Below are 13,070 nucleotides of genomic sequence, written 5' to 3'. Positions count from 1 at the left end.
GCCGCTAAAATAGCGACTTTTAATGGTACTATGTTTTTGTTCTTGGCTTCATTACAACCCGAGATCATCAGCGAGTCCTTCAACACCTGTGAAGATGGAATCCCCGTAACCCCAGAAGTTGTTGAAATCAATAATGTAGATTTTTTTGTTTTTAACTGCGTTAATGTTTTGTACCTGTTTGTTGGCAAGCAGTTTTTCAATCGTCTGCTCAGGATCAATGCCACCTGCATATCTCGAAATAATCATTGCATCCGGATTAATCTCGATTAACTTCTCCAGGCTGAGTGTGCCAGTTTCATTAATCAGCATATTATGCATATTGATTAATGACATTGCACTTTCAATAAACGTATCACCATTTCCGTTGTAAATTCCAATGGTTCCATCACCATTATCCGAAAATGATGCATAATTGATCGTCTCAGCGCTAGCTCGGGCCGACAAGGCATTCTCGCGTGCTTTAAGCGTCTCAATATATGCCGCTGCATTGGCTTGTACGTTGAATATCTCACCTAATTCAGTAATATCCTGATACAGACTATCTAACGATGCATCAGGAACACTGGTGCTTTGTACGTACGTTTTAATCCCCATATCATTCAAGCTACTTACTGTACCAACACCCCAGTCCGCATCCTCAAACAATCCACCACGCCCTACAACCAGGTCTGGCGTAGCCCCTATTGTCACTTCCTTACCTACATAGCCTTCAGCAAGCACAGGAATTTGTTTAAACTCGTCAACAATATCTTCAGGTACACTACCAAACAACGCAGCTACACCTACAAGTTTGTCTGTCAAACCAAGGCGAATCATCAGCTCGGCTGCACCTTGAGTATTGGCAACTACTCGTTCAGGTGCCTTGTCAAACGTTTGATCCTTCTTCACCCATGTGCCGTTCTCTGTTGTATAGTTTGAAACGGTTACTGGGTAAGTTGTTTCAGCAGGTGCTGAAGAGTCTGCGTCGGTTTGTTCCCCATTTGTTGCTTCATTCGTGGCATTGCTCTCCGCAGCCTGCTGTGAGCTGCCATTTGCATCTTTGCTGCCACCATTGCTGCTTGAACACGCTGCGAGCACCAAAATCATTGCAGTAATTAAACAAAGAAACATCCCTTTTTTAACGGATACCAACATGTAAATAATCTCTCCCTTTTCAATTCTCTCTTGTCTTTTAGACCCATATGTAAAATAACTATTGTCAGTATACAGTAAATGTCGAAGTGTGTAAATGAGAACAATAATCAATATCATTCGTCTGATGAATAAAAAGAAACCACGTTCATGTCCTTTGTTTAGGATCGAACTTGGTTCCTCTTTTACTTAACTATTTATTACGTGCCTGGTTAACCTTGGCGATAAGTTCATTAATAATTTCATCAGGTGAGCGTTCATTCATCCATTGTTGACCGAACATTTGGAATACTTTGATCATCGGGAAATCTGCCCAGAATCCCACAAACTCCTCGTTTAGATATACCTTGTCCGTAACGTGCTCGTTCATTTCATTCAGGCAATGCTCCAATTCCTTTTTCGCTACAGGATCACTCATCCACTCACTAAGCAGACTGAATTTGTGGAACGTGATTTCTTCCTTACCAAAGTCACAATGCAGACGTTCCGTAATTCGGATATCTTTGGACGAGCTGCCAAGTGAAATTTGGAAAAACCCGGTCTCAGCCACCCAACGGTTATACTTGGTGTTGTAGTATGAAAAATCTCTCTCTTCCAGTTCAAAAGTAATCTTGCGTTTTTCACCCGGCTCCAGTTCAACTTTAGCAAAAGCTTTTAATTCTTTCTCTGGACGGGTCCATGTGCACTCTTCATCGTGAACATACAATTGAACAACTTCTTTCCCGTTGCGCTTTCCGGTATTTTTCAATTGGAAGGACACCGTAACACCGGTATGGGTCTGAGCCACTTCCAGATCCGTATAGGAAAACGATGTATAAGACAATCCGTGTCCAAACGGGAATTGAGGTGCCAGTTCTTTCCGGTCATAATATCGATAACCCACGAACAAGCCTTCGCGATAATACAGCTTGCCGTTCTCTCCGCGAATTCGCATATGTGAAGGGTTGTCCGACAGTTTGACAGGGAATGTCTCAGACAGTTTGCCCGAAGGATTCGTCTGTCCGAATAATACATCTGCAATCACTTTACCCATGCCTTGACCCGACAACCAGGAATGAATCACACCAGATACATGCTGTACCCATGGGCGCATCGCCAGTGCGGAGCCGCTGCTCGTTACGACAATACACTTGGGTTGAACTGCGGCTACCGCGAGAATCAATTTCACTTGATGCTCGGGAAGATCAATGCCTTGCAAGTCATGCATCTCCGATTCCGCATATTCCGGTTGACCAACAAACAATACAGCAACATCGGAATTCATGGCTAATGACACGCTTTCCTTGATTAGCTCATCATTGATGGAGTCATCCTCCGGGTACCCTACTGCATAATTCATGGTCATGGCATCGTCAGCCAGATTTTTTATCTCATCCCATGGAATATCGACTCTTGTAGGTGTTACCTTCGCACTGCCCGCTCCCTGAATTCTCGGTTTTTTGGCAAACCGTCCGATCACGGCAATCGACGAAATGGACTCCTGCCCTAGCGGGAGAATCGCGTTCTCATTTTTCAGAAGCACAATACTTTCGGCCGCCGCTTTACGTGCGAGTGCATGATAGTCGGAATCTGTTGAAGAATCCTTGTCTTTCTTGCCCGTTACCCGCTCAACCAGCTTCAAAATACGACCCACGCTTTGATCCAATTGTTCTTCGGAAAGGTTTCCGTTCTGAATCGCCTCAATGATTGCCTTGGCATTGTAATGAGCAGGGCCCGGCATCTCCAGATCAAGTCCGGCCTTCAGTCCGCGTATGCGATCATTGACAGCTGTCCAGTCGGATAGAACAACACCTTCATACCCCCACTCTTCTCTCAAAATGTCATGAAGCAAATGTTCGTTCTCACTTGTATATGTTCCATTCAACAAATTATAGGAACACATCACCGTCCAAGGGTCGGATTTCTTAATAATTCGTTCAAAGGCGCTCAGGTAAATCTCGCGAAGCGTTCGCTCGTCGATTTCCGAACTGGTTACCATCTTCTCGAACTCCTGGTTGTTGCCCGCAAAGTGTTTGACAGAAGCACCCACACCTTCGCTTTGGATCCCGTTTATAAACGCCGCTCCAAGTTCCCCCGTCAAGTATGGGTCTTCCGAGTAGTATTCGAAGTTTCTTCCGCCAAGCGGCGTTCTTTTCATATTGACACCAGGTCCAAGCAGCAACTCGACGTCCATGGTTTTGGATTCACGTCCCAGTGCCACACCAACTTCATATAACAATTCCGTATTCCACGAAGAACCGATGGCTGAACCCGTAGGGTAACAGGTTGCGGGTACATTTTCTGTTGTAATCCCCATTTCTTCATCGCTGTTTGTTTTACGAATGCCGTTTGTCCCATCGTACATATGAACTGGCGGAATGTTTAACCGCTCGATTCCTTTTGTCATCCACATATTCAATCCTGCGCAGAGTGAAGCTTTCTCAGCCAGCGTTAATGCCGACAACAATTCATTGATTGATTTATCCATAGTACTCACCCTTCTGATATCAATTTTGTTCCTGTTCTTTCTTCAGTTCCTGTGCATCATACAGTTTGAAAAACGGAAACCAGACAATAAATACAATCACCAGGACGACTGCCAGCAAGATAAGCCCATTGAGTCCGGACATAATATAGGTGGACAAGCCGATCGGTGTGTACCATAGCTGGAAGATCTGGCTCGGAATCCGCACCCAACCCCAGTCGAGAGCCAAATACACAATCACTGGCGTGATAAGTGAGTTAATCCACATCGGCACCATGAGTAACGGATTAAAGGCAATCGGTGCTCCGTACACGACAGGTTCATTAATGTTGAACAAGGACGGGATAATAGTTGCCTTGCCGACAGATTTCAGTTTTTTCGAACGTGCCATCAGGAACCAAACAACTAACGGCAAGGTCGCACCCATACCGCCAATACCCAGCCATCCGGAGAAAAAGGTTTCAAATGTGTTGATATTGACTGGATCTTGTCCTGCTGCCACAAGAGCTGCATTTTCTTCGATTGCAGGTATCCAGATCGCGTACCAGATCGGTGTCATGACCCACGGGCTTACGCCGAAAGAATACAGTACAACACCAATGAAATTGAACAATAAAAATCCGGTTAAACTTTGCCCTACGGCATTGATCGGCTCAAATACGTTTACGATCAGTCCAAAAATATCAAAATGAAGCTGATATACAAGCAACCATCCTGTTGTTAATACCAGGGCGATCGGGACGAGAAAATCGAACCAGTCCATAATGAATTCGGGAAGTGAAGACCCCTTTTTGAAGAACGAAAATTTGTTACACATGATCATTACAAGAGCGACGAATACACCTACCAAGAGTGCGGTAATCATCCCCGAGGGTCCAAATCGTTCAAGGATGAACTGAATGGTACCGTCTTCGTTTACCGTCGGGTTAAGCAGCATGACGAACAGAGATATCCCCGTCATTCCCGCCAGCAACTTGATTTTGTGTCGTTCTCTTTTTTCCATCACGACATAAGGCGTCAGAAAAGCAATAAACAACCCGAGCAAACCAAAACTGAATGTCGTGATAGGTGTCAGGTCCGGCATGCCCGGAATGAAATCCTGCAAAATCGAAATCAATGTAATAATCGAACCGATGAAAATCATCGGAATGGCGACCATGATGGCTTCTTGAATCGAAGAAACCCAAATATTGTTCGTAAACGCCTCCAATCTTGGCGCAAACGAATCTGTCATCCATTTCATGAAACGCTTCATCCAAAACTCCCCCTGTCTTCCTCTATGCTGCCACAACCATAGTATATCGATTTGTGTTAACGCTTTCTTGTTGGAACTTGCCGCATCATGGTTCGTTTTTTGCCCAATCCATCGCTATAGTTCTAGCTTGCCAGCCTGAACAAGAAATAAACAACAAAAAACATCCCTTCAAACTGAAAGGATGTCTTAAAAGCACTTTTTTTTTAATATTGTCTATCCAAAATGAGTAGCATTACCCCATGCGGTGGAAGCAAAATCTCTCTGCGCCAACTTTCATCTCTTACCATCTCTGTCCCCATCACGGGTCCACTCCTGCCGTTTAGATAGGCGATTTCTTCTTCCGTCAAGGAATAGGGCGATCCCATGCGGGTCCACTCATCAAATACCGATCCATGCTCCCGATCCAGTTGATAACTGGTGCATTTATAAGATCCCTCGAGTTTGCTCAGGGTAAGTTCATAAGTTTTGCTGCCTTTTTCCTCAAATACGTCATAGCGTGTTGAGCTGGATAATTCCGACCAATCTCCACTTGCAAACAGCTGGTCTACGTGAACATAGTGATAGAACAAAAATTGCATGCTTCCATCCCTTTTTCGGGTTCCGACATAACCGTCTCCCTTGACCATCAGCTCATCCCCAAGCTTTTGCATAAGCTCAAATGCATAATAGCTGGGTTTCTTCAGCCCATCGCGGTTAATCAGGCCAAAACCTCCGTAGAAAGGAGAAGCGGGAACGATACTTTCTTCGAATACATCGGTAAAGGACCAGAAAGCCATCGCTTTCACGTCACCGAGCGTGTTCATGGTGTGGTAAATCACAAACGGAGCCATGAACATAGTATCGTGAAGCAAGTTCCGGTCATACAGCGAAAAGTTCCACTCGGTGACATGAAGTTCAACATGACCGTACGATGACGTATTCATTTTTTGCCGCATAAGCTCAATACTCTCTTTATAAAAAGCAGGGGGCATGATTTGGGTTAAACGATCCTCTTCAACTTTTAGCTTGGGATACTCCGAATAGATGTGAAACGAGAAAAAGTCGAGAGCTACTTCCCGCTTGCGGCAATAGGACAAAAATTCCTCAGCCCAGGTATCGTTCCAGAGAGAACCGTAACCCATAGCTGGCCCCCCCACCTTCAGTTCCGGCAAAATCGATTTGATGGCATGAACGGTCGATTCGTAAAACGCAAAGTATTCTTCCTTGCTTCCTGCCCAACAAACACCCGCCAGGTCAGGCTCGTTCCATACTTCGAAATACCACTGCCTCACTTCTTCCGCTCCATAACGATTCAAACAATGGCGAACAAATTCACCAACAAGCGCCTGCCACTTGGCAGGGTCGGATGGCGGGCTAATATTCCCCCTCCACCAAAACAGCGTTTCTTTGGATCTCGCCAACTGGCTCGGCATAAAGCTTAATTCCACAAATGGCCGAACGCCCTGATCCAGCAGGAAATCATACAACTTGTCCACATAAGACCAGTTATAGAGGGGGATGCCCTGCTCGTTCTCGCTGTACACCATCATCTCGTCATTAAAGATGCCGTGAAATCGAATATATTGAAAAGGTACTTTTCCTTTCAGCGCGGAGAGCTGCTTCCGCCAATCTTCACGTAAACCTTCAATGGCTCTCCCTGCCGTCATGGTCATATTCCAGTGCTTTTCGTAGACAGACGACGTCTGATCCGCACGAATCTCAATATAAGTTTGGTCTGACAGATGTACAGACGGTACAGGAAGTGTGTCCTGATCGGCGTCAACCTTCACATCCAGATATCGATACAGTAAACCAATCGCATTCAGCGTTTCCATCTCGTAATAATCTCCGCTTGAAGACTCCTCATATGTTTTGGGTTTGCGGTTCACATTCAACTGATGGAGTTCCGGTGTACGAGAAGCTTCCCGATAGGAACCGGGCGTACAGCCGTACTTTTCCTTGAAGTATTTGTTAAACAGCTTCACATTGGCAAATCCGCAATCCAGCGCGATCTCCGAGATGTTTTTATCGTTTGCTGCCAGCTGAGCCTGAGCCTTCTCCAAGCGAATGAGCGTCAAATACTTTTGGAAAGGTATCCCGATTTTGTCGGTGAAGAAATGGGAGAAATAATGCAAACTTAAATGTTCGGAATCCGCCATATCCTGTAGTGTAATCTTCTCATTGTAGTGTAAATCAATATATGTGAGGACCCTGTTCAGTCTTTTATAGTCATAATCCCTGCTACCGTCTTCCAATGCGGAATTCGTTCCACTGGAAAAATACCTCTGCAGGCATCCGCATAACATCTGTAATCTGCCCATTGTGAAATTTTGATAACCCGGCGTTTTTTTGTTGATCTCCCATACCATCTGCGCAAGATATTGTTTAATACTTTGCAGGCGAGGAGCGTTTTGTTCCACGTTCATAGCAGAGTTACAGGAGATAAACGCATTATTGTTCATCAACTCGGGACCGAACTGCAATGTTAATAACACATTGTCCTGATTGGTTCGTTCGATCTTGTGGACGGACATACTGTTAACCACGATCACATCATCTTCATGCAGTGTATATTGCTGCTGGTCCAGATACATGATGATTGAACCGTGGAGAACATATACAACTTCCACTTCCTTGTGCCAATGAAAATCAATATGTTTTACCGAGTTCACGAAGAGTTTCATAGGCAGATCGTCCTGATGTTGAATAAACTCATATAGATAGCGAATTGTCTGCACCTTCCTTCATACCGATTATTATAGCCACAGCATTTTGAAGATATCAACAAGCTAAACAGTAAGAACAAAAAAGCCGATCAATTAAGGTTCAATTGATCGGCTCTTCTATATAAATGTTCAAACTATCTATTCAACTAAATGCACTGCTATCTTACCAACCGCGGTTGGACATGCGCTCTTCTGGAGCCAATTTAGAAATTTCGATCCCTTTCATCGGGGCGCCCAAGTTTTTGGATACTTCGGCAATCAGTTTGTAATCCGTGTAATGTGTTGTAGCTTCAACGATTGCACGAGCAAATTTCTCAGGGCTATCGGATTTGAAGATACCTGATCCTACAAACACACCGTCTGCTCCCAGGTGCATCATTAATGCTGCGTCCGCCGGAGTAGCTACACCGCCTGCTGCAAAGTTAACGACAGGAAGTTTTCCGTTTTCATGAACTTCGCGCAGCAACTCATAAGCTACACCCAGATTTTTGGCTTCAGCGTACAGCTCGTCTTTGGACATGTTTTGCACTTTACGGAGCTGGCTGTTAATCAGGCGCATATGACGAACTGCCTCAACAATGTTGCCCGTTCCAGGCTCACCTTTTGTACGAATCATCGATGCACCCTCACCAATACGGCGAAGAGCTTCTCCCAAATCTTTGGCTCCACATACAAATGGTACAGTAAACTCATGTTTATCGATATGGAACACTTCGTCTGCTGGTGTAAGAACTTCACTTTCATCGAGATAGTCCACACCTAGGGATTCAAGCACTTTGGCTTCTATGTAATGACCGATACGTGCTTTGGCCATAACTGGGATAGATACAACCTTCATAACCTCTTCAACGATGGTTGGATCTGCCATACGAGCTACACCGCCAGCTGCGCGAATATCGGAAGGTACCCGTTCAAGAGCCATAACAGCTGTTGCCCCTGCCGCCTCAGCGATTTTAGCTTGCTCTGCATTCATAACGTCCATGATGACGCCACCTTTTTGCATCTCAGCCATTCCTCTTTTTACACGATCTGTACCTGTTTGCATGATTGTAGTCCTCCTAAGTAACTTTTGGGTGATTTTCAATAAAGGCATCGCTCTAATCTATGATTTAGTATAGAATGAGAATGGTCATATAAAAAGATCCAATAATTTTGATTTTTATTGTACCACTTTAATTATAACTCTGGAGGTCCTATGCAATTTCATGTAGCTTACAGTTCATATTTGAACCGAAAATATACGAAGATGAAGGCTCTCTATCATGCCATTCGTGATGCAATTCATGAAGGTATTCTTATACATGGCGAGAAGTTACCCTCTACTCGAGAGTTAGCTGCAACGTATCACATTTCCAGAGGAACCGTGAATCAGGTCTATGATACGTTGACTGCACAAGGTTACATTCATTCAGAGCATGGAAGAGGAACCTTTGTTGCATATCAGTTGGACTTAAGCAATGATGCTTCCACCGAGAAAGCTTGTACGCATCACTTATCTGCCTGGGGGAACCGTATTCAGCAGTTTGAACAGCAGTCGATTCAAAGAAAAACACCAGCCAATGCTCATACACATGATTCCAGAATGAATAGCGACGAAGTGATCGACTTTAGCAAATATCAACCTGACTTCTCCAAGTTTCCTTACGATGAATGGAATAATCGATTGTATGCAGAGATAAGGCAGCGTGAGCTTCACCTGAAAACAACCTCTGCTATGGTTAGTTCAACCGGGGATCCAAAATTGAGAGAAGCCATTGCTGCCTATCTGCGGAGGATGCGGGGCATTCAAGTTGATCCGGATCATATTGCAGTAACTGCAGGCTCCATGCAAGCTATAGCCCTACTCACTCAATTACTTGCAGATCCTGGGGATTATGTAGTGACAGAGAGTCCTTGTTATGTCGGGATTTCTAAAGCCATATTGGCTGCGGGTGCAAAGTTGATTGAAGCCAATCTCGATGGTCAGGGCGTTGTGCCCCAGGACTGGGAAGCACGTATGTTGTTTGTCACGCCGTCACGACAATTTCCTACTGGTGAAATGCTCAGCCTGGAACGCAGACAAACCTTGCTGGACTGGGCACAGCGAAATGATGCCATGATTGTTGAGGATGATTATGATAGTGAATTCCGATATCGCGGAATGCATGTTGAACCACTGAAAACACTTGATAAAGCAGGCCGCGTAATCTACCTGGGCAGCTTTACCAAAACCTTGCCTTTAGAAGTACGACTTGGTTATGTGGTTCTTCCCCCTACGTTGGCTGACACCTTTAGAAAGGCACAGGCATTATACGAGCCAAGACCCGTCAACCTGATCGAACAACGGGCATTAGCTGCATTCATGACAAGTGGTCAATATGAGCGTCATCTGCGCAGAATGAATCGATTATACAGTCGTAAATTCCATCTGTTACTCAAACTTTTGAACAAACACCTCTCTACATGGTTTGATTGGGTGGAGAATGAAGCGGGTCTCCACGTGTTTGGCTGGTGGCGAGGTAATGTGTCCACTTATGAGGCCTTTCGGGAATCAGCTCGGTCACAAGGTGTGGTATACTCAGAAGTCAGCAGTTCAACGGCTGTTGGTATGAAGTATGGTATCTATTTATCTTTTGCACATTTGTCAGATGAACAATTACAGGAAGGCGTATCCAGATTGAAAAATGCCGTTACAACTGCATTGTGAGGTAAATCGTCTCCAAAGTAAGTACAAGAAGATCATCATTCGGAAGAGGGGCGATCGTTATGAATTGGTTAAATGAACTTTATAAAATAAATAAGCAGGAACCGGACAAGGAAATCGAACGTTCTTTGGTTAACGCCATCTTCCGAATATATGACCGGTTCCCCCGAATTGGCCTTAGAGAGCGGATCGGGCAGCAAGAAATGTCTCTCGATATCGCCGATGCTTATATCCATGGGCATAATGCCATGATTGAAGCTGGTGTCGGAATCGGTAAGTCTTTTGCGTACCTGATCCCAAGTCTGCTCACGAATCAAATGTCTCAGAAACCAGTCATTATAGCTACATCCTCCATTCAGCTCTCGGAACAGATACATAAAGATTTAAGGATCATTGGTAGTCGGTTGGGATTCTCAACGGTTCGATCCGTGGTGGGGAAAGGCATGGGTCAGTACGCCTGTCGAAGTAGAGCAGCGGAATTGATCAATCTTGATGATGCAAACTCCTCCGTATCTACCCTCGCACAGCGCATATTAGATTATGAAATTGATGAAAGAGCCGATATTAAAGCTGGGGTTAGTGATGCTGAATGGTCTCACGTTTCCGTGAATGATTGCAAATTTGAACGTTGTCATCATAAAACTGCATGTTTGTTTTACGACATGAGAGCGAAATTAAATGCAAAAGCTCACGAGATTGATTTTATTATCGTGAACCAGGACTTGCTTATACGAGATTTGATGAAGAAAAAAGAAGGAACCAAGAGCATCATCTCGGAACAGCCTGCTCTGATCGTCATTGATGAAGCGCATAATCTGGAAGCAAAAGTTCGGGATGCCAGAACACTTGAGTTCACTTATCGGGGAATCTGCCGCATTCTGGATACCACGGTGCAGCTTCTCACGAAGCAGTCCGGCGATAAAAGTCTCTTCTCACAATCCAAGTTCATCAAAAACTGCGCTGAGCGCATCTTCAAACAGGTAAACGCGGATCTGCTCCACCATGCCAAGCAGGATAACGACCGAATCAAAGTGTCGGAAATCAAAGGAATACCGTTAAACCAAGTCTTAAACGATTTAAAAGATCTCAGTCTGCGCCTTTCCATTTTGACCTCCCGTCACGAGCGGGAGATCGATGACGCTTTTGAAGCCATCAACGGGCTTATAACCCTCATTCGTGTCTTATCTGAAATGGAGGACAACTATCTTTTATGGGCAAGCAGCCCCCTTAGAGTAACCACAATCAGCATCTGTCCCAAAGATATAAGCCAATTTCTGAAATACGCTTTATTTAATGGCAAGGTACCTGTAATTCTAACATCAGCAACGCTGTGCCAAGGCGGGGATACGCTGGAGGAACAATATTCTTATATGACGCACTCCCTCGGTTATAAGGGAGATTTCTTAGAGCGCCAACCCTCCCCTTTTGACTACACCAACCATGCGATGATGTATATTTCGAACAAAGTTCCCTATTACCACCACGATCAACGCGAAAACTATCTTGAAGCAGCGTACAAGGAAGTGGTTCAACTCTGTAATCTAACTCAGGGAAAAACAATCGTCCTTTTTTCAGCAAAAGAGGACATGAAGTACATTCACAAAAAGTTGATCTCAAGGGCTAATGAATACACATGGGCAGTCCATGTTCAGAAAGAGGGTTCATCACAGGACAGTGTCATCGCCGAATTCAGGAAAAGCAAAAGTGTACTGCTGGGTACCGGTGTATTCTGGGAAGGTGTGAATATCGAGGGGTCTGACCTGTCACAGGTCATTATTTTCCGGCTGCCCTTCCCTGTTCCATCGGATCCTGTGTATGAATATAAGGCATCTGTAACGGAGAATCCGTTCATGGAGGTGTTTGTACCGGACATGCTTCTTCGGTTGCGGCAAGGAACGGGACGCTTGATTCGTAGTGAAACCGACCTTGGCATACTCAGCATACTTGACTCCCGTCTCAGCGAAGCGGCTAAAAAGAGTTACCGGGAACAGGTGCTGGACACGTTGCCGTTCAAAAAAGTGACGGAGGATTTTGCGGTTTTGGAGAAATTTGTGCAAAATAAAAGGATACAACGTACGGATTAGAAGTGGTACACCCAAACGCTATAAACTGTTCAAATCACATGAAACGGCCCTTCCACCTATCAAGCGGAAGGGCCAATTTCGATGCTGGAAGTGAGATTTATGCTACAATATATTCCAGATCTACGAATCCCAAAGGAGGCATTACTATGGTTGAAAGACCAACTACAGATGAATATGCAGCTTATTATGAAGGGTATATCCGGCTTGTTCCTGAAGGAAACATCATTGAAATGTTGGAGCAGCAGGCCAACATCGTACAAAATTTGCTTTCTTCATTAACAGAAGAGCAAGCAAATTATCGGTACGCCGAAGGCAAATGGAGCGTGAAAGAGGTCATCGGTCACCTTTTGGATAACGAACGCATCATGAGCAGCCGATTGCTTCGCATCGCCAGAGGTGAGCAAGCGAATCATCCCGGCTACGATCAGGACGTGCTTATGCAGACCCACCCTTTCGATTCGTATACCCTGGCCGATTTGAGCGAAGAATATGCCATCACACGCCGCTCAACCATTCTTATGATTCGTCGCCTTACGCCGGAAGCTTGGCTCTGTAGAGGGATCGTCAGTGATAATCCTGCTTCAGCTCGATCGATTGCATTTGTTATGGCTGGGCATGAGCTCCACCACTTATCAGTACTTCGCGATCGCTATTCGTTAGATTTGAAATTATAAAATTCATTCAAAAAGACTTTGAACCTACATTCTCAGTAGGATCAAAGTCTTTTCTCATCAGTCGTTTTATCGTT

General features: G+C 44.7%; 8 protein-coding genes. 3 read left to right on the top strand and 5 right to left on the bottom strand.

Annotation, left to right across the window (positions count from 1 at the left end; translation table 11 throughout):
- Positions 1-51: 51 nt before the first annotated feature.
- The 5 genes from AC6CIF_RS11835 to pdxS form a co-directional block, all read right to left on the bottom strand.
- Positions 52-1,134, bottom strand: coding sequence for an ABC transporter substrate-binding protein (locus AC6CIF_RS11835; RefSeq protein ID WP_498199771.1), 1,083 nt, complete (start codon positions 1,132-1,134; stop codon positions 52-54).
- A gap of 190 nt (positions 1,135-1,324) precedes the next feature.
- On the bottom strand, positions 1,325-3,598 hold the full coding sequence (locus tag AC6CIF_RS11830; RefSeq protein ID WP_498199770.1) for a beta-glucosidase: 2,274 nt from the start codon (positions 3,596-3,598) through the stop codon (positions 1,325-1,327).
- 19 nt (positions 3,599-3,617) lie between these two features.
- Positions 3,618-4,850 carry a PTS sugar transporter subunit IIC gene (locus tag AC6CIF_RS11825; protein ID WP_062834547.1) on the bottom strand — a complete coding sequence of 411 codons (1,233 nt, stop codon included), beginning with the start codon at positions 4,848-4,850 and terminating at the stop codon, positions 3,618-3,620.
- Positions 4,851-5,053: 203 nt separating this feature from the next.
- Positions 5,054-7,513: a GH39 family glycosyl hydrolase gene (locus tag AC6CIF_RS11820; protein WP_498199769.1), complete on the bottom strand. Its 2,460-nt coding sequence runs from the start codon at positions 7,511-7,513 to the stop codon at positions 5,054-5,056.
- A gap of 205 nt (positions 7,514-7,718) precedes the next feature.
- The gene (pdxS, locus tag AC6CIF_RS11815; RefSeq protein WP_036671277.1) at positions 7,719-8,600 is read right to left on the bottom strand and encodes a pyridoxal 5'-phosphate synthase lyase subunit PdxS; all 882 of its coding nucleotides are present in this window, start codon (positions 8,598-8,600) and stop codon (positions 7,719-7,721) included.
- A gap of 150 nt (positions 8,601-8,750) precedes the next feature.
- Between pdxS and pdxR the strand changes: the two genes are divergently transcribed.
- The 3 genes from pdxR (at position 8,751) to AC6CIF_RS11800 (ending at position 12,996) form a co-directional block, all read left to right on the top strand.
- Positions 8,751-10,241, top strand: coding sequence for a MocR-like pyridoxine biosynthesis transcription factor PdxR (gene pdxR / locus AC6CIF_RS11810; RefSeq protein WP_498199768.1), 1,491 nt, complete (start codon positions 8,751-8,753; stop codon positions 10,239-10,241).
- Positions 10,242-10,300: 59 nt separating this feature from the next.
- Positions 10,301-12,322: an ATP-dependent DNA helicase gene (locus tag AC6CIF_RS11805; RefSeq protein WP_498199767.1), complete on the top strand. Its 2,022-nt coding sequence runs from the start codon at positions 10,301-10,303 to the stop codon at positions 12,320-12,322.
- Between the two features lie 146 nt (positions 12,323-12,468).
- A complete protein-coding gene (locus AC6CIF_RS11800) occupies positions 12,469-12,996 on the top strand; it encodes a DinB family protein (RefSeq protein ID WP_498199766.1) in 528 nt (175 codons plus the stop codon).
- The last annotated feature ends 74 nt before the right edge of the window (positions 12,997-13,070 follow it).

It is taken from the genome of Paenibacillus sp. GQ49 (assembly GCF_059759055.1).
The sequence above is the reverse complement of the archived record's forward strand: the minus strand, read 5'-3'. Positions and strand labels throughout refer to the sequence as shown.

What these genes read in the sequence shown, in the direction of transcription:
- AC6CIF_RS11835 (WP_498199771.1), bottom strand. Translation starts at nt 1,134, where the DNA reads ATGTTGGTATCCGTTAAAAAAGGGATGTTTCTTTGTTTAATTACTGCA.
- AC6CIF_RS11830 (WP_498199770.1), bottom strand. Translation starts at nt 3,598, where the DNA reads ATGGATAAATCAATCAATGAATTGTTGTCGGCATTAACGCTGGCTGAG.
- AC6CIF_RS11825 (WP_062834547.1), bottom strand. Translation starts at nt 4,850, where the DNA reads ATGAAGCGTTTCATGAAATGGATGACAGATTCGTTTGCGCCAAGATTG.
- AC6CIF_RS11820 (WP_498199769.1), bottom strand. Translation starts at nt 7,513, where the DNA reads ATGAAACTCTTCGTGAACTCGGTAAAACATATTGATTTTCATTGGCAC.
- pdxS (WP_036671277.1), bottom strand. Translation starts at nt 8,600, where the DNA reads ATGCAAACAGGTACAGATCGTGTAAAAAGAGGAATGGCTGAGATGCAA.
- pdxR (WP_498199768.1), top strand. Translation starts at nt 8,751, where the DNA reads ATGCAATTTCATGTAGCTTACAGTTCATATTTGAACCGAAAATATACG.
- AC6CIF_RS11805 (WP_498199767.1), top strand. Translation starts at nt 10,301, where the DNA reads ATGAATTGGTTAAATGAACTTTATAAAATAAATAAGCAGGAACCGGAC.
- AC6CIF_RS11800 (WP_498199766.1), top strand. Translation starts at nt 12,469, where the DNA reads ATGGTTGAAAGACCAACTACAGATGAATATGCAGCTTATTATGAAGGG.